Annotated in this window: 16 protein-coding genes, 2 tRNA genes and 1 pseudogene; 8 read left to right on the top strand and 11 right to left on the bottom strand. The window is 48.1% G+C overall.

Annotated features, from left to right (window positions below; translation table 11 throughout):
* The 5 genes from KXR87_RS00095 to csgB all read right to left on the bottom strand — a co-directional run bounded on the left by KXR87_RS00095 (position 1) and on the right by csgB (position 4,053).
* Positions 1 to 1,482 carry a phospholipase D family protein gene (locus tag KXR87_RS00095; RefSeq protein WP_437430244.1) on the bottom strand — a complete coding sequence of 494 codons (1,482 nt, stop codon included), beginning with the start codon at positions 1,480 to 1,482 and terminating at the stop codon, positions 1 to 3.
* A gap of 129 nt (positions 1,483 to 1,611) precedes the next feature.
* Positions 1,612 to 2,154: an O-acetyl-ADP-ribose deacetylase gene (gene ymdB, locus KXR87_RS00090; RefSeq protein ID WP_437430243.1), complete on the bottom strand. Its 543-nt coding sequence runs from the start codon at positions 2,152 to 2,154 to the stop codon at positions 1,612 to 1,614.
* A gap of 575 nt (positions 2,155 to 2,729) precedes the next feature.
* The gene (csgC, locus tag KXR87_RS00085) at positions 2,730 to 3,059 is read right to left on the bottom strand and encodes a curli assembly chaperone CsgC (protein WP_437430242.1); all 330 of its coding nucleotides are present in this window, start codon (positions 3,057 to 3,059) and stop codon (positions 2,730 to 2,732) included.
* Between the two features lie 57 nt (positions 3,060 to 3,116).
* Entirely contained in the window at positions 3,117 to 3,557 is a 441-nt protein-coding gene (gene csgA, locus KXR87_RS00080) for a curli major subunit CsgA (RefSeq protein ID WP_437430241.1), read from the bottom strand.
* 40 nt (positions 3,558 to 3,597) lie between these two features.
* Positions 3,598 to 4,053 (bottom strand): curli minor subunit CsgB, encoded by a 456-nt coding sequence (gene csgB / locus KXR87_RS00075; protein ID WP_437430240.1) that lies wholly within the window; start codon positions 4,051 to 4,053, stop codon positions 3,598 to 3,600.
* A gap of 759 nt (positions 4,054 to 4,812) precedes the next feature.
* Here csgB and csgD point away from each other — a divergent pair.
* Genes csgD through csgG form a run of 4 tightly spaced genes read left to right on the top strand, consistent with a single transcriptional unit; the run spans position 4,813 to position 7,162 of the window.
* Positions 4,813 to 5,463: a biofilm master transcriptional regulator CsgD gene (gene csgD, locus KXR87_RS00070; protein WP_437430239.1), complete on the top strand. Its 651-nt coding sequence runs from the start codon at positions 4,813 to 4,815 to the stop codon at positions 5,461 to 5,463.
* A 4-nt stretch (positions 5,464 to 5,467) separates the two neighbouring features.
* Positions 5,468 to 5,857, top strand: a complete 390-nt coding sequence (gene csgE, locus KXR87_RS00065; protein ID WP_437430238.1) for a curli production assembly/transport protein CsgE — start codon at positions 5,468 to 5,470, stop codon at positions 5,855 to 5,857.
* Positions 5,858 to 5,885: 28 nt separating this feature from the next.
* Positions 5,886 to 6,302, top strand: a complete 417-nt coding sequence (gene csgF, locus KXR87_RS00060; RefSeq protein ID WP_437430237.1) for a curli production assembly/transport protein CsgF — start codon at positions 5,886 to 5,888, stop codon at positions 6,300 to 6,302.
* A 26-nt stretch (positions 6,303 to 6,328) separates the two neighbouring features.
* A complete protein-coding gene (csgG, locus tag KXR87_RS00055) occupies positions 6,329 to 7,162 on the top strand; it encodes a curli production assembly/transport protein CsgG (RefSeq protein WP_437430236.1) in 834 nt (277 codons plus the stop codon).
* 49 nt (positions 7,163 to 7,211) lie between these two features.
* Here csgG and KXR87_RS00050 read toward each other — a convergent pair whose 3' ends face one another.
* From KXR87_RS00050 to ghrA, 4 genes are all read right to left on the bottom strand, one after another.
* Positions 7,212 to 7,679, bottom strand: a complete 468-nt coding sequence (locus KXR87_RS00050) for a DUF1097 domain-containing protein (protein ID WP_437430235.1) — start codon at positions 7,677 to 7,679, stop codon at positions 7,212 to 7,214.
* A 103-nt stretch (positions 7,680 to 7,782) separates the two neighbouring features.
* Positions 7,783 to 8,337 (bottom strand): TorD/DmsD family molecular chaperone, encoded by a 555-nt coding sequence (locus tag KXR87_RS00045; RefSeq protein WP_437430234.1) that lies wholly within the window; start codon positions 8,335 to 8,337, stop codon positions 7,783 to 7,785.
* A gap of 23 nt (positions 8,338 to 8,360) precedes the next feature.
* Positions 8,361 to 9,098 (bottom strand): phosphatase, encoded by a 738-nt coding sequence (locus KXR87_RS00040; protein WP_437430233.1) that lies wholly within the window; start codon positions 9,096 to 9,098, stop codon positions 8,361 to 8,363.
* An 82-nt stretch (positions 9,099 to 9,180) separates the two neighbouring features.
* Entirely contained in the window at positions 9,181 to 10,119 is a 939-nt protein-coding gene (gene ghrA / locus KXR87_RS00035) for a glyoxylate/hydroxypyruvate reductase GhrA (protein ID WP_437430232.1), read from the bottom strand.
* Between the two features lie 210 nt (positions 10,120 to 10,329).
* On the opposite strand from ghrA, the gene KXR87_RS00030 reads away from it, so the two are divergent.
* The 3 genes from KXR87_RS00030 (at position 10,330) to KXR87_RS00020 (ending at position 12,136) form a co-directional block, all read left to right on the top strand.
* Positions 10,330 to 10,409, top strand: a tRNA-Ser gene (locus tag KXR87_RS00030).
* A gap of 453 nt (positions 10,410 to 10,862) precedes the next feature.
* A tRNA-Ser gene (locus KXR87_RS00025) sits at positions 10,863 to 10,942 on the top strand.
* 435 nt (positions 10,943 to 11,377) lie between these two features.
* On the top strand, positions 11,378 to 12,136 hold the full coding sequence (locus KXR87_RS00020) for a hypothetical protein (protein ID WP_437430231.1): 759 nt from the start codon (positions 11,378 to 11,380) through the stop codon (positions 12,134 to 12,136).
* Positions 12,137 to 12,585: 449 nt separating this feature from the next.
* Here KXR87_RS00020 and tssF read toward each other — a convergent pair whose 3' ends face one another.
* Together tssF and KXR87_RS00010 are read right to left on the bottom strand one after the other, a co-directional pair.
* The gene (tssF, locus tag KXR87_RS00015; RefSeq protein WP_437430230.1) at positions 12,586 to 14,418 is read right to left on the bottom strand and encodes a type VI secretion system baseplate subunit TssF; all 1,833 of its coding nucleotides are present in this window, start codon (positions 14,416 to 14,418) and stop codon (positions 12,586 to 12,588) included.
* A 219-nt stretch (positions 14,419 to 14,637) separates the two neighbouring features.
* The gene (locus KXR87_RS00010) at positions 14,638 to 15,105 is read right to left on the bottom strand and encodes a type VI secretion system contractile sheath domain-containing protein (protein WP_437430229.1); all 468 of its coding nucleotides are present in this window, start codon (positions 15,103 to 15,105) and stop codon (positions 14,638 to 14,640) included.
* A 437-nt stretch (positions 15,106 to 15,542) separates the two neighbouring features.
* Between KXR87_RS00010 and KXR87_RS00005 the strand changes: the two are divergent.
* A pseudogene (locus KXR87_RS00005) lies at positions 15,543 to 15,908 on the top strand (type VI secretion system tube protein Hcp).
* Positions 15,909 to 16,267: the final 359 nt, after the last annotated feature.

Genomic DNA, 16,267 nt, shown 5'->3' with positions numbered 1-16,267 from the left:
TCAGAGCAGCCATTCAACCGGCAACCAGTAAGCCAGTTTCACCATTACCCGCTGCCAGAATCGGGTCTTCGGCTCTTTGGTCAGAATGACATCTTCGCCATGTCGTCTTTCGATCCAATTAATTCTTCCCCACCGATCAAGGCGTAGCTGCCAGGCAGCGGCTTTTTGACTACGTATGAAGCGGTGGTGGATCTGCCGCGCCAGAGTCTCACTCTCGATAACAAAACCCATCTCTGTATTGAGCATCGCCGAGCGAGGATCGAAATTAAACGAACCGATAAAAACTTTGCTGCCGTCGATGCTGAAAGTTTTGGCGTGCAAACTGGAGCCGGAATTGCCGGTTAAGCCGCGGTCATGCAGCGGGTGGACGTTTTCGCGGGTGGGTTTAAGCTCATAGAGCTCAATCCCATGTCGCAAAAGTTTCTTACGCCAGCGGGCGTAACCGGCATGGACCACACTCACGTCATTGGCCGCAAGTGAGTTGGTCAGGATGGCAACACGGACGCCTTTGCGCACCATTTGTAGCAGCTGCGCCACTCCCGCTCGACCGGGGACGAAGTAAGCTGAGATGATGTCAATCTGCTGTTCGGGTTTACCCATCACATTGAGCAAACGCTGGGGTAAAAGCGTTCGTGGCGACGCTTTTCCTTCTCCTTTTCGCGGATCGTCGCTAAGTAGACGCGTTTTCGCCCAGATAAGCGGTAAACTGCCCTGTTCGAGCTGGCTGGCAAACTGCGTTGTTTCCAGCGTCCTGAGGTAGCGTGTCGCTGTCGGGTCCTCATACCAGACATCGGGCATTCGGATGCGCGCTGCGATATTATCGTTATCAATATCAAGCACTTCCCGTAACGAGGAGACGGACGCCGACTGCCAGTACCGTTCGAAATCTTTTTCAACATCGGCCACTACCGGCCCTATCGCCAGCACATCCAGGTCGGTAAACAGTGGCTCTTCCCCGACACCGAAATAAGCATCGCCAATATTGCGACCGCCCACGATGGTGACCACACCATCCGCGGTAAAACTTTTATTGTGCATCCGGCGGTTAAGACGCGCGAAATCCGTTAAATATCCCAGTGCTCGCAGGGTGCGAAATGAAAAAGGATTAAAGAGGCGGACTTCTATGCGTGGGTGAGCATTAAGCTGACGTAATGCGTCATCCATACCCGAGGTATTATTGTCATCCAGCAAAATACGTACCTGAACGCCCCTGTCAGCCGCAGCCAGCAGCGCCAGAAAGAGTAAACGCCCTGACATATCGTCATCCCAGATGTAGTACTGCACATCCAGCGTCGACTGAGCCATTTCCGCAAGCCGATGCCGGGCGACGAAGGCATCCATACTGTCGTCAAGGGCCACCAGGCCGCAAAGCCCCTGATGTCGGGCGCATAAAGGTGTAACGGCACGCCCCAGGCGCGTATCGGGCCGGGCAGGATGGTTTTCCACCGTAAAAGGCTCACTCTCAGAGATTGTTATTGTCATGGCAGTATAATTATATCTGCCCTTCTGCCGTTAGGTTGGTGAGAAATCCGAAACAGGAGGTCCCGGTCCGGACATAATGAAAGAAGAGGGAAAATCGCCTGACAGGCTCTCTCAGGCGACGGGGAAATATCAGGATTCAGGCAGAAAACCGTGCTGAGTTAACAGGCGCTGATAAAGCGCCCTGTTTTCTTCATCAAAGCAGACAAAAATCACCTGTTTGATAAACGAGTGGGTTGCCAGGTAACTCCACACGCTGTTGACGGCTATCTCAGCCGCCGCAGGTTTCGGATAGCCATACACACCAGTACTGATAGCAGGGAAAGCAATAGTTTCGTAGCCGTTTGCTTCCGCCAGTTTAAGGCTGTTGCGGTAGGCATCTTCCAGCAGACGCGCTTCGTGTTCATTACCGCCACGCCAGACCGGGCCAACGGTATGGATAACCGCTTTTACCGGCAAATTCCCAGCGGTCGTTATGACGGCATGGCCCGGTGAGCACTCACCCTCTTGCTGGCGAACTTTTTTACATGCCTCCAGCAGTGCGGGACCCGCGGCGCGATGAATTGCACCGTCTACCCCTCCGCCGCCCAGCAGAGACGCATTCGCGGCATTGACTATGACATCCACCTTCACGGTGGTGATGTCGCCCTGCAAAACCTGTAAACGTGGTTGCATATTGACGCCTCTCATCAACATTTTCTTTTTAATAGTGTATCGCAGGCAGGAGCGGGAAGTATGAAAAAAGCGACGGCACAACCTGACGTGCACCGGATAAAACCCCTTCAGTTATAGACGATATCCATAACCGCAAGCGTATGCCCGGGATTAAGATAGTGCATTTGCACTGTAGCAATATTCTTAACCCCCTGTGGTTCGTCCGTTAACTGCCTGAAAGTAATGGTTCGGGTATAAACCCGACCTTCCCTTGCACAGGAAAAAATTAACTGTTTTGATGAACATTCATTTCACAGGGGGGCTCAACAATCATCCCTTCAAACTGAACCATGCCTCCCGTCCCGGCAACAGCAACCTGAATGCCGCTGCCGGACAGCAGGAAAAACAAGGAAAGTAAAAGCTTTCGCGACGCTGACATATTGACCTCAATAATATGTTGTTAGGCAGAGGAGAAAGCTTTCCCCTCTGAATCTCTGCTCATGCAGAATGCCAGCCTCATATATACATTAAATAAACATTTTTAACAGATTATTAACCAAATATTTTTTCCTATATTCATTCATGAAATGAATAACTTAAGTGCGATTTACCGGTGACCACTGCTGAGACATGTGCAGTCTCTCTCCGTCCGTCACCGTTACGGTAATAGTGACGTTATCCTGCGGCGTGATTGACATGCGCAATGTCATTAGTGCGGTAGATCGACCGGCTTTAAGCTTCAGGGTTTTTCGCTGCTGTGTCCGGCTTTCCCCCCCATCCCCCTGCCGGATAGCCTGAATCTGAACCTGACATAGGCAGTCTTCGCTTAACACGACCTGCGGCACGATGGTGTACAGGTCCCCTTGTTGAGTCGCGTTGAATGTTATCTGGCTGGAAAGGGCAGCCAGCAGTAATAAAGTGTGCATAGAACCCCGCAAAAACAAAAACAGGGCCTGAGCCCTGTTCTTGTTGATAATTGCTGATTAGTACTGGTTTGCCGTGGCGTTGTTGCCAAAACCGACCTGGTGTACAAGGACGCTTGAATCAGATGCGGTCTGATTAACCAGCGCACCGTTACGGCCACCATACTGGCTGACAGTAATATCAGAGTTGTGGCTATTCCACTGATCGATGGTTGCGCTGTTACGGAAACCATTTTGTGACAGACTGATTTCGCTGCGATCAGAGCCCTGACCAACGTCAGCACCATTGCTTGCGCCGTTCTGACGGATGGTGGTTTCTGAACCGCGTGCATTGGTCTGCAGCGCCAGTGCAGAGTTACCGCTACCGCTCTGGTAAATGCTCAGATCGGAATCAGGGCCACTATTGTCATGGTTGCCATGACCATACTGAGGAACAGAACCTGCAAATGCGCTGGCTGACACTACGAGAGCTGCTACAACTGCCACTTTGAAAAGTTTCATGGTAAACCCCCATCGGATTGAATTAAACGTCGCTCTGCGTTCAGCGTTGAATAACGCGAATCGACATTTGCGACTGTCTTTGAACAACAACTGCTGTTTTCTGCGTACCGTACTGGGCAATACTCGCTTTGTTACCTGAACCTCTCTGGATAATCATCGCTGTATTGCCGTAAGCTCCTTGCGATATGTTCGCGTCATTGGAATTACCTGACTGATCGATATAAGCAAGGTTGTATGAACCTGACTGGTCTATTCTTGCGGAATTTCTGGCACCATCCTGGGAAATTGCCGACAATAATCTGGAACCACCCTGGTTAATCTGTGCATTATTATTGGAACCGTTTTGACCAATAATAGCTGACTTGTTATAAGACGCTGCACTTAATTCATTCACCGCCTGGTTAAATTCAGAGCCAGCTAAATCATAACCTGTTGCGCTTGCAAACCCAGGCATACCCAGCACAGTTAACACCATAAACAACAATTTGTTTTTCATGTTATCACCCTGGTCTGGTTAACGTTCACGAAGCAAAAGGATAATTATTTTGTTTCGCCAGTATCGCTGCAGACAAACTCGACATATTTGTTAACGCTGCGTTACGAAAATCAGTATGCGCAGGCACAAATTTTAAATAACTACGCCGCACGTTGTATTTTGAAAAATATTATTCACCCCAAAGTATGACTGCCAGATAATTTTTAAAATCACACATAAAGAATGGTCGCAGTATTTCACCATGATCCCTTTGCTTATAACCGCCTGCTCCTTTGGCCTAAATACGTACCGATGATGCGATCAGCTTTGCATTTTCTCGCATCCCTTACGTCACGGCACGACTTTTTCTGTACGAAAAAAGAATGGCTAAAAGGTTGAAGGGTTTTTCTTTTTTACAAAACCTTAAGAAAGTTTCTATATTAAAAATAGCTATAAATTACAATGAATTGTATATTAAATCTCGCAACCTAAAATTTATGCAAAATCCAAAAAATGTACAACTTATGTATCAATAACAAACCTTAGATGAATCGATTTTAACAAATTAATATTGATTTTTACATTATGTTACACGTTTAACACTTGATTTAAGATTGGCTGGGACTAGATTGAAATCAGCAGTACTCATGTAATTTTATTAATTTCCCCTTTGTGGGCTGAGCTTTTATTACTACACACAGCAAAACTGCATCTGTCAGTACCTCTGGCTTCCCCATTGCTATGGGGAAGACTGCGGATGTGCAAAAAGCGGGGTTCATCATGTATAGTGAAGTCCAAAATGTTCAGAATCAGGTATTACTGTTAATCACCAAACCTTCCTTGCAGGCAACAGCCTTGTTGCAGCATCTAAAACACTCTCTGTCATTGACGGGAAAAATCCATAACATTCAACGGTCTCTGGACGATATCTCCAGCGGCAGTGTGGTGTTATTTGATATGATGGAAGCAGATAAAAAAATGATTCATTACTGGCAGGATATTTTATCTCGCAGAAACAATAACTTGAAATTATTGTTAATGAACACACCTGATGAATACCCTTTCCGTGAGATTGAGAACTGGCCTCATATTAACGGGGTCTTTTATGTCTCCGAAGATGAAACCAGCATGATTGAAGGGTTACAAGGGATACAGCGTGGCGAGTGTTATTTCTCACAAAAACTGGCAAGCTATTTAATTACCCACTCAGGAAATTATCGTTATAACAGTTCGGAATCGGCCCTGCTGACCCACCGGGAAAAGGAGATTTTAAATAAGCTGCGTATCGGCGCATCAAACATAGAAATCGCCCGCTCACTGTTTATAAGCGAAAACACAGTTAAAACCCATCTCTATAACCTTTTTAAAAAGATATCGGTAAAAAACCGTACTCAGGCCGTCTCCTGGGCAAACGATAATCTCAGGCGTTAGCATCATGAAACGTTACCTGAGTTATCTCGCGGCAATGAGTTTAGCGTTTGCCGCCGGGACGTCACACGCTGTCGAGGTGGAGATTCCCGGACTGCTAACCGATCATACCGTTTCTTCAATCGGCCACGATTTTTACCGTGCGTTCAGTGATAAATGGGAAAGTACCTGGACAGGAAACCTCACTATTAATGAACGGCCCAGTGCCCGCTGGGGAAGCTGGATAACCATTGCGGTTAATCAGAATGTGGTTTACCAGACATTTCTTTTCCCAACAAAACGCGACTTCGATAAAAACATCGATCTCGCCCTGGCACAAACACAGGAAGCGCTCGACCATCTGCAGATTAACCAGGTGCTACTCAGCACCGGTGATTTAGCGAAAGACGAGTTCTGACACACAATAACCCTCTACGGAGGCACAAATGCGTATCGCATCTGCCATAACTTTGTTAATGCTTGTCGCACCATTAAGCTGGGCCGGCAATATGACCTTTCAGTTCCGCAATCCTAACTTTGGCGGCAATCCGAATAATGGCTCGTTTCTATTAAACAGCGCGCAAGCGCAAAATTCATATAAAGATCCTGCTTATAAGGATGACTACGGAATAGAGTCCACTTCCGCCCTGGATAATTTCACCCAATCCATTCAGTCACAAATACTGGGGGGGTTATTAACCAATATTAATAGTGGAAAACCGGGCAGAATGGTTACCAGCGATTATATCGTTGATATTGCCAACCGGGACGGGCAACTGCAATTAAACGTAACCGACAGAAAAACAGGCAGAACCTCAACCATCGAAGTTTCAGGTCTGCAAAGCGGTTCAACTGATTTTTAAGGCATCGCCTTTACAGGACTATACTCATGCAGCGCTTTTTACTTATTTTGGCCGTATGTTTATTAAGCGGGTGCTTAACTGCGCCGCCAAAACAGGCCGCTAAACCTACGTTATTACCCCGGGCTCAGAGCTATCAGGATTTAACCCATCTGCCGTTACCGACAGGCAAGATTTTCGTTTCCGTTTATAACATTCAGGATGAAACCGGGCAGTTCAAACCTTATCCTGCCAGCAACTTCTCGACTGCCGTGCCGCAAAGCGCGACGTCAATGCTGGTCACGGCACTGAAAGATTCACGCTGGTTTGTTCCTCTGGAGCGTCAGGGGCTGCAGAATTTACTCAATGAGCGCAAAATTATCCGTGCTGCACAGGAGAATGGCACCGTTGCGGTAAATAACCGGTTTCCTCTTCAGTCATTGACGGCAGCAAACGTCATGGTTGAGGGATCGATCATTGGCTATGAAAGCAATGTGAAATCCGGTGGTGCGGGAGCACGCTATTTTGGTATCGGCGCAGATACGCAATATCAACTCGACCAGATAGCCGTTAATTTGCGCGTAGTGAATGTGAGCACGGGGGAAATACTTTCCTCGGTGAACACCAGCAAGACTATCCTGTCGTATGAGGTTCAGGCCGGGGTTTTCCGCTTCGTTGATTACCAGCGTCTGCTGGAAGGAGAAGTGGGTTATACCGCTAACGAACCAGTAATGCTTTGCCTGATGTCCGCTATCGAAACCGGTGTTATTTTACTTATTAATGATGGTATCGATCGTGGATTATGGGATCTGCAAAATAAAGCGGAAACCAAAAATGAAGTTTTAGTGAAATACCGTGAAATGGCAGTACCACCGGAATCCTGATTTCCCTATAAAAAAAGCGTGTCGGGTTATTCCTTCACGCTTTTTTCTGTTATTTCGTCAGTGCACGGGTGTGACGTGACGCAAGCCAAAGGCCACTGTTTTTCATTGCAAAACCAAACAGTAACCCCACCACCAGCGAAGGGACGACCAGACGCCAGTCACCCTGTCCGGCAAAGGTGGCGCAGGCACCAATAAAAGTCCCTGGTACAAATGAAAGCAGCAGGCTTTTTGCCTGCACGCACATCAAAAACGCCACCAGGCCGGTAACCACATAGCCAACGATTTCCAGATGAGGGGCAAGCGCGCTACCGTGAATGATCACCTGCGCCCATGCCGCACCGCTCAGTAAGGTACACAGCGAAATAAGGAGACCTTTTACGCCGCCCTGGGGGCAGGCGAAATAAGCCGTACAACCGAGAAAACCTGCCCAGCTGATAAGGCCAAGTGAGACAGCAACCCAGCCCCAAAGACCGGACAGTAGCCCTGTTGTTAATGCGAGAGAGAGAAGTATGTTCATGGCGCGCATCTTAGCAGATACGCGTTCTTCGTATGTGATTTACACCACAATAAATGCAACAAGAAAATAACCGTTACATTGTTAATGTGATCAGTATCACACGTTACTCCTCTTCTGCTTCCTGCAGCTCATCCCACATGGCAGAGAGAGCTTCACGGGTAAGTAGCGCCAGCGTACGCCAGAAAGGTGTGGTGGCATGCGCTTCGACTTTTCCCAGGAAAGTACCGCACCAGGGCAATAAATAGTCTGCGAACAGGGTTTCCAGCGCCTCACTTTCATCATCTGCCGACTGATCTTCCAGCCAGGAGGCAGCCAGTAATAAAGTGCCAAAATGATCCGCTGGCGTCTGGGTTAACGGCATCCCACGCGAAGCGAGAAACGCATGCACTTCAGCTTCCGTCCCCCCTTCCACCCATGCGCTACGGTAGGGCGAGACACGGCACTCATCGCCAACGAACAGCGCGTTGTAATCTGCCGCCAGGCTTTGTGCATCGCAGTTCTTTTGCAATCGGGTGAGCAGCTCATCCTGCTCAAGCGGCCAGTTTTCAGCGAGTTTGCCGTCGCGAATCAGGGTATACAGCGGCACCAGAAGGGGATCCTGCGGCTGGCGATAAAAAAGAGAGCCGAGTACACGGCAAAGGATGGAAAATTCGTTCATGCAAGGTTCCAGTAAATGACAGATTAAAGTTCAGCGAATTCGCTAATGGGCGCCATCCCGCGAGATTCAAGGAAAGAGAGTAAACGGCGTGGTGAGACGTTAAGGATCTTTTCTTCCGGGAAGCCCACATCATCGAGGACCTTACGGCATTCGTCAAAATCGCCGAGGGTAAAAGCAGTATGGGAGTCGGATCCCAACGCGACCCACCCGCCTGCATCGCGAACGGCAGCGGCAATGGCGCGGCAATTGGCCTCGCTACCTTTACGTGAGTGCAGGAAAGAAGAGTTGTTAATTTCCAGCGCTACATCATACTTCGCTGCGGCTTCAGCAACTGCCTTAATATTAATAGGGTACTTAGGATTTCCCGGGTGGCTGATAATATGGGCAATGCCGCCCGCGATAGTGGCAATCATCGCCTGGGTGTTGGTCGCTTCATCCTGTGGTGCAAACACCGGTTCATGGAAACCGGCAATAATCAGGTCAAGCGACGGCAGCATCGGTCCGCTGCAATCAATTTCGCCGTCGGTATTTTTAATATTCGCTTCAATGCCACGCAAAATGCCTACGCCATCAACCAGACGGGGCCAGATACGCATATTCACAAAGTGCCAGTAGTGCGGGGCATCGGCCATGTCTGGCCCGTGATCGGTAATCGCAAAAAGCTTGATTCCTTTGCGCTTAGCCTGAGAGATATAGTCCTGGAGGGTACTGTAGGCGTGGGTGCTGGCGACGGTATGCATATGCAGGTCAACGGGATACATGAAACTCTCCTGTAAATGTTTTTTGCAAGGATAGCAGTTATCATCGCTATTTTTAATGAAAACCCCGGCGATCGCGTTTTACTCAATAGCCCAGCGTTCTGTCCACCTGCCCGCTTGTTGTCTCTCCACGCTCCAGGTTATGAATCGTTCTGGCGATATAAACAATGGCTTGATCGGGACGGGTAACCGCTGCGATGTGCGGAGTGATAGTTACACGCGGATGTAACCAGAGCGGGTTATCAGCTGGCAAAGGCTCCTGATTAAACACATCCAGCATCGCGCCTTTGATCTTGCCGGATGCCAGCGCAGCCAGCAAATCACTTTCGACCAGATGAGCTCCGCGGGCGAGATTCATTACATAGCTCTCATCGGCAAGCTGGTTGAGCAACGCGTGGTCAATGATGCCAGCGGTCACCGGCGTGTGCGGTAAAAGGTTGATAAGAACACGTGTATCGCGCAGGAAATCGCGCATCTCTTCTTTACCAGCAAAACTTGTTACCCCCGGAATATGCTTTCGCGAACGGCTCCAGCAGCGCAGTGGAAAACCCCAAACCTGTAAACTTTCTGCGACCTGCGTGCCGAGTACGCCTGCGCCAAGGATCCCAATGGTAAACTCTTCAGGTCGGTATTCCTCAAGCTCCTGCCACCGCGCCTGTTGCTTAAGCCGCTGATAATCATCGAAACGCCGGAACCAGTGCAGTACCTGGCTGACGGCATATTCCTGCATCTGCCGTCCCATCCCTGTGTCTTCGAGTCGATAAAGCGGAATATCCGGTGCCAGCATTTCCGGATGCGCTTTTAATGTCGTCAGGATTGCATCCACACCGGCGCCCAGACTGATCACACCTTTCAGGTTTCGTCCACGCAGCATCTCAACGGGTGGATGCCAGACCAGTGCATAATCGGCTGGTTTATCATCTCCTGGCTGCCAGACCCTTATCCTCGCATCAGGCAGTGCGTTGCTCAGTTCCTGGGTCCAGTGCTCACTGTCGAATGAGGGGTGATAAAAGATAATGTCCATCTCTGCTCCCGTTATGGTTTGTGATGTCCCGGACATCCGTCAATATGTTGGCGTAAGTTACGTCCGCGAACAGGCACATCAACATAGCAAAGATCATTGATAACACGGTGAAAAAAGCGTGCTGCTGAGAAAAAAGTCAGTTTCAGAGCATTTTAGAAGCAGGTTGTTTGAAGTTTGTATAATCGCGCGACTTAATTGAAAAAGTTGATTGTCCGAGTGGCTGAAGGAGCACGCCTGGAAAGTGTGTATACGGCAACGTATCGGGGGTTCGAATCCCCCCCTCACCGCCATTATTTTAAGAAGAGCTCGCATGCAAATGCGGGCTTTTTTTTCGCATGTTGCACTCCCCCGGGGGGGACGAGAACCCCCGACCGGGGTTCGACAATCGGCGACAGCCGGGTGGACAGCTGACGAGCCCGCGAGGAAGCTGCCCGCAGGGCGAGCGCAGCGAGTCAGTCCCCCCCTCACCGCCATTATTTCAGATGAGAGCCTGTACGTAAGTACGGGCTTTTTTCTTTTATATTCTCCCGCATCAGGGGGGATGAGACCCCCCGACCGGGGTTCGACAACCGGCGACAGCCGGGTGGACAGCTGACGAGCCCGCGAGGAGGCTGCCCGCAGGGCGAGCGCAGCGAGTCAATCCCCCCTCCCTCTTCCTTTATAAGCATGAGGAAGAAAATCTGCGCAGCCTTCCGACATTTCAGCATTTCAATCCTTTTTAATAATGTCCGTTGCTCACAGCTGTCCGAGTGGCTGAAGGAGCACGCCTGGAAAGTGTGTATACGGCAACGTATCGGGGGTTCGAATCCCCCCCTCACCGCCATTATTTTAAGAAGAGCTCGCATGCAAATGCGGGCTTTTTTTTCGCATGTTGCACTCCCCCGGGGGGGATGAGAACCCCCGACCGGGGTTCGACAACCGGCGACAGCCGGGTGGACAGCTGACGAGCCCGCGAGGAAGCTGCCCGCAGGGCGAGCGCAGCGAGTCAATCCCCCCTCCCTCTTCCTTTATAAGCATGAGGAAGGAAATCTGCGCAGCCTTCCGGCATTTGCGCTTAAGGTATTTGCCAGGAGATAGCGAACGTTGCCCGGTTATAATTACGCGCTATCAGAGTCCTAATATTGAAAGTTATTAAATCTACTTACTTATTGATGCAATAAATATAAAGCCCCCCTTAATTATTTATAATCAAAATAAAACAAAGATACTTCGCCCAGCCAGGGTAAAATAACCCACCCATCCCTACACGAGATACTTCATGAGAACGCCTTTATTACTTGTATTCGCTGCAGCATTACTGACGAATGGTTGCACCCAATCTTCAATTGATGCCAGAAAAAAAAGCGCACCCGAAACTGAAGCAAGGAAGAGTAAAAACATCCCACTCCAACTGACAGATAAAGATGTATTTGGAAACGAGACTACACTCGCCGTTTCAGAAGAGGATATTCAGGCTGCGCTTGATGACGAAAAGCTCAGTGTGCCGCCGGGCTCAGCTATTATTCTCATTCAGTCGGGCAGTCGAGCGCCGGAGACGGCTATGCAGCAGGAATTAAGTAAATATTACAGAGTAACGACATTTTCAGGTATCCCGGACAGACAAAGAAACCTGTCCTGCAATAAACTGAAAAATGACGAGGGCCAGGCCGCCTTCAGCGAAAACATGAACTATATGCAGTCACTGCGTTATATCGCTGCAAAAGGGCAGCAAAGAACGGTACTCGTTTATTGGGACGCACTGCAAACAGGTCATTATCAAAACGCAACTAAAACGACCATATGGACAGATTATCAAAATGAAACAGTCACCAGTTCGGGTTCGCTACGCTATCTGATACGTTTTGCTCTGGTCGATGTGGCAACAGGCACGTGGGCAACCTGGTCTCCGATTAACTATGAAGAAAATCTTTCCTTACGACTTAACGAAAAAATACCATTGTCACAACAAACGATGAGTCAGTTAAAACAAAAAACGATCGCCGCAGTGGTAAAAGATTTGGTAAAACGCTATCAATAACCACTGAATACACCGTCTACTCACCTGCCGCCAGTATGATGTGGCGGCAGGCAGTGTTGCATAATAATGGTAAACAAAAGCGGTGATATACCTTTTTCCAGCAACCAGACTTTTAGATTTAAGAGAGTGTTATTGGCTATGTTTGCCATCAATAGTTAATACTTTCATAATTAAATGATACTGCTTGCACTGCACTATCGGTAATAGCGTGAGGAACACCGTTCTGTACGCCTGATATTCTTGTATTCCCAACTGAGTCCAGTGGAGAAAACCCTGCAAAAATCACTCCTTGTAATTGTCCATGTCACTTAAAATAAAAAATGACCATAAGATTTTTACCCACCGAGGGCAAAATTGACAATCAGAACAGAGCGACCGACAACGAGCCTGGCGCTACAGTGACGCCAGAAGCACATAAAAATTGTGATTATTCGCATCTTGCGAAAAGATTACATCAGGGCATGCTGACCAGTACTCTCCCATTCCCAGACCTCCTGACTTTCCGCATTGATAATTTTCAGTAGGTGGAACGAGACGATACTGGCGTATAGCGCGAAAAAATGAGACAAAACCGCACCCAACAGGTAAATCTCCCCCTCACAGATAAAAGGTGCTGGATTGATCCATAGCGTGGTGGCAAGTCCCCTTACCGGTATCCCTTTAAAAAGCCGATCCACCGGATGTGTTTCCATCTTCTCAATTGCATCCAGTTTTGGCTGAGATAAGCGAGCTCGTTGGGGATGATGAATACCGGGAATATCAAAGGTACGCAGAATGTTCACCAACGCATCTCTGTCCAAAAGAGAGAGATAATTCAAATTCATACTGGAAATAAGCGACCAGTGCATATCTCCATCCATCACCGGATCGAGAGGACGTGTGGGACAAGTGATATTGCTGAATGAGGCGACAGCCGGATTTTTGCTAACAGCAACACTGATATCGCCCGTATTAAGTTCAATAGGAAGCATTCGGTTTGTGCAAACCAGCAAGGGGTTAATCACCGCCCCCTTCAGTCGAGCGGGATTTGGTACATCCCCATTAGCATGAACAAAAGCAATACTGTGATCCAGACCGCGATGAAATAAAGACGTCCTGGTGCGATGATGCCAGTAAATTACCTCACGTTGGTTTCTGTATTCAACCTGATGCTTGAAACTTTCAAATTCTGGCCAGTGAATGACGGAATTCGATCGTTGTTCAGGCCCATCATTTGCACTGGGAATTTTATTTGTGACGGACTTGACCCGAAAAATATCGTAAGCATACGGATCTTGGTGGCTAGCCTGTAACGGATATTGCTGTAAGTCACCATTTGGGCGTATTGGTTCAGCATGATGTAAAAAAAGGTTCACCGCAGGCGTACAGCTCACGTGCAATGAATCCTTACGCAACTTTATATCGGTGGGCAGCGGTTGATTGAAACGCAAACGCAACGTGAACTCGCCGCCGCGGAAATCCTCCATTAACGGTTCAGCATCACGAAGATGAAAAAAGAAGAAACTCTCTGGGTAGCAAAAATACTCGTGCAGTATCCGGTATCCATTGTGGATATTTTTAGGCCATGACAGTAGCGCATCCTCTCGCTCAAACCCTGCAGGGTCCAGCCATAAGTTGGGCAAGGGCATGCTAATGTTTCCCATAATTATTTCTGCGTCCATCAAACGCTCACTTAACCATAAATAGAGCTGATAGCGGGTATTATCGTCGTGATTACCCAGCCAGAAACTGATTTTATTTAAATCCAGTGTGTCAGCAGTGATACCTTTGTCAGTGTAAAATTCAATATCAATAATACCTTCATCAAGGCTGCTTGCGTTGCGAACGTTTTTTATCGCTAAGGGCTGCAACCAGATATTCCGTGCCAGCGTGAAATGGCAAGCTGGAGGAGACGATGCCGTATCGCTTCCCAGAACGTTCCCCTCTGGGCGAATAATCCGCAACGTACCTGTGCTAATCAATTCATTACGTAAAATCTGCACGGGTATTTTTAGCGTCTTTTCAGGTTCGTACTTAATGACCGTCATAGCCGGAACCGGACGAAGGTAATTAGGCCATAACATACGGATGATACCATGAGTAAACTCGGGAAACTCATCTTCAAGCTTTTGCCGTAATCTCCCCGATAAAAAAGCGAAAGATTCCATCAGGCGCTCAACATCAGTATCTCCCTGTTTTTCCTTAAGAAAATGGGCTAAAAAGGGTTTTTCTTTAGCCAGTAATTTTCCCAACTGACGCAGGTAGTCCAGTTCCTCTCGATAATAACGCTCTTCAACATCCATATTGTTCACACCACCCGTTAGCGCTGGCAATAGTCCAGCAAAATACCAAATTTAGGACAGTTCACGCAGCCATCGTCACTGGATATATGCCGGGCCTTCAAATATTGATGCTCTATCCTTTTACCCTGTCGTTTCGACCATGAAGCTAGGCCGAACAATTCTGGCGCAACCGAAGATAAGAACGTCGTGTAAACCATTGCATTGCCCGTATTAACGTATTTAGCAACGTAAAATCCACAGCAGTTTTTTCAAGGCATAATTACCGATGGCGGCCGTGACAGACTCACCGCCAGATTCACCATATTTGCTGGAACAGACGTGTTTGTAAACTCCTGCCCGCGTGATGCCCGACGCAAACACTCTATCGTCAACTACTTTCTCTTTCATAAGATGTCTCAGATGAATTCTAATTTTTTCACGCATTTTAATGCGATCAACCAGCAAGATTAGTGAACGAAGCTGTGCTTTACGTTCTTGAAACTCATGAGTATAAAAAATAGGGTCCCACTGTTGGCCAGCACCGGCGTTTATATGTGCAATCATCGCATTTACTACAAGAATATCAACAGATGCAGCTGTATTGTACAATAACGCGTCGATAACGGCTGCCATCTCCTGACGCGAAGTATCATGGATTTCAGTGTCGAGTTGAAAAAGACTTTTCTTAATTATTAAGAGAATACTCATAAATCGTCCTGATGATATAAAACAGAACACAAAAGATATCGTCATATATACCTTTAATCACTCTACCTTTAAAACCATTTTAAAAATAAACACATTAAACTGTGGCAACTCGCACATAACTCCTGCAAAAACACATGCTATAAATAGATTAATGCACATAAACAAGAGAACCGAACCACAAATGCATCCAATACACTATAGGATACATAACAATCATTCGATGGATGAATACATTCGCGCTATTAAAGCTCAATAAGCAATCGCCCTGGTAACATCAACGCAAAATGGGATAAACACCTTTTTTGATAAAGTTATAGGTTAAAAAATAAATAATGAATCCACCCAAAATTAAATAAAAGATTATCAGATCAAATCATTATTTTGATGAAGGGAGGCCGTTACAAAATGACTACGATGCCCTACAAGGAGTACTCCCCGTGCCAATACCGTGTTCCCTCTTAGTTAAAGGACAAACTCAGGGGCTGAGCGCCCATCGTGCATTTACGGTGGAGTCTGTGGGCAACATCTATGGCCAGGTTCAGGAAGACGAAATGCTGCCGGCTACTGAACTGCACTGGCATCGTCTTTCTGTTAAAGGCAAAACAGGAGCCTCTCTTAACCACCTGTCTTACCGACTCCACGATCGTGGTTATCGACTGCCATCTGCCGCACTGTCAGGACGTGGAAAAGCGTGAATTCGCTCAACTGGTTAATGCCTCTCTGGCTTATTGCAAGGTCGAGTGGGAGCACCTCTTCGCTGCCCCTCTGAGGTGGACGCCTTGCGCATACCACTGAAAGCATAATCCAACCCATGCCACTGCGACTGCAAGAAGAGTGGCATTTTTTACCAGGGGCGGAATGACCAGGTCAGCCCCCCGGCAATACCCTTTGCATATGGGAGATGGCAGATGCCGGACACTCTGGCGGTAGCGTGCCTGGAATTGCCATTACGCCTGTAAGTCTGCCACGGAAAATCGTGGCTCCATAATTAACTATCTGGACCGGGAGAAGTTTATGTCTCAGGAAGGCCTTCGCTTTACCCTTGACGTGGAGGGGCTCCCCCCGCGTGCCATCGCCGTCGTCACCTTTTCCCTTCAGCAGCACCTCTCCACACCCTTCCGGCTTGACGCGGAGGTCACCGGCAGATTCTCAGGCTGGGACG

The organism is Yokenella regensburgei, assembly GCF_051486985.1.
GTDB lineage: Bacteria > Pseudomonadota > Gammaproteobacteria > Enterobacterales > Enterobacteriaceae > CBFFRJ01.
The sequence above is the reverse complement of the archived record's forward strand: the minus strand, read 5'-3'. Positions and strand labels throughout refer to the sequence as shown.

What these genes read in the sequence shown, in the direction of transcription:
- csgG (WP_437430236.1), top strand. Translation starts at nt 6,329, where the DNA reads ATGCAGCGCTTTTTACTTATTTTGGCCGTATGTTTATTAAGCGGGTGC.
- KXR87_RS00045 (WP_437430234.1), bottom strand. Translation starts at nt 8,337, where the DNA reads ATGAACGAATTTTCCATCCTTTGCCGTGTACTCGGCTCTCTTTTTTAT.
- KXR87_RS00050 (WP_437430235.1), bottom strand. Translation starts at nt 7,679, where the DNA reads ATGAACATACTTCTCTCTCTCGCATTAACAACAGGGCTACTGTCCGGT.
- csgC (WP_437430242.1), bottom strand. Translation starts at nt 3,059, where the DNA reads ATGCACACTTTATTACTGCTGGCTGCCCTTTCCAGCCAGATAACATTC.
- csgD (WP_437430239.1), top strand. Translation starts at nt 4,813, where the DNA reads ATGTATAGTGAAGTCCAAAATGTTCAGAATCAGGTATTACTGTTAATC.
- csgA (WP_437430241.1), bottom strand. Translation starts at nt 3,557, where the DNA reads ATGAAACTTTTCAAAGTGGCAGTTGTAGCAGCTCTCGTAGTGTCAGCC.
- KXR87_RS00010 (WP_437430229.1), bottom strand. Translation starts at nt 15,105, where the DNA reads ATGAGTATTCTCTTAATAATTAAGAAAAGTCTTTTTCAACTCGACACT.
- ymdB (WP_437430243.1), bottom strand. Translation starts at nt 2,154, where the DNA reads ATGCAACCACGTTTACAGGTTTTGCAGGGCGACATCACCACCGTGAAG.
- KXR87_RS00020 (WP_437430231.1), top strand. Translation starts at nt 11,378, where the DNA reads ATGAGAACGCCTTTATTACTTGTATTCGCTGCAGCATTACTGACGAAT.
- KXR87_RS00040 (WP_437430233.1), bottom strand. Translation starts at nt 9,098, where the DNA reads ATGTATCCCGTTGACCTGCATATGCATACCGTCGCCAGCACCCACGCC.
- csgF (WP_437430237.1), top strand. Translation starts at nt 5,886, where the DNA reads ATGCGTATCGCATCTGCCATAACTTTGTTAATGCTTGTCGCACCATTA.
- csgB (WP_437430240.1), bottom strand. Translation starts at nt 4,053, where the DNA reads ATGAAAAACAAATTGTTGTTTATGGTGTTAACTGTGCTGGGTATGCCT.
- KXR87_RS00095 (WP_437430244.1), bottom strand. Translation starts at nt 1,482, where the DNA reads ATGACAATAACAATCTCTGAGAGTGAGCCTTTTACGGTGGAAAACCAT.
- tssF (WP_437430230.1), bottom strand. Translation starts at nt 14,418, where the DNA reads ATGGATGTTGAAGAGCGTTATTATCGAGAGGAACTGGACTACCTGCGT.
- ghrA (WP_437430232.1), bottom strand. Translation starts at nt 10,119, where the DNA reads ATGGACATTATCTTTTATCACCCCTCATTCGACAGTGAGCACTGGACC.
- csgE (WP_437430238.1), top strand. Translation starts at nt 5,468, where the DNA reads ATGAAACGTTACCTGAGTTATCTCGCGGCAATGAGTTTAGCGTTTGCC.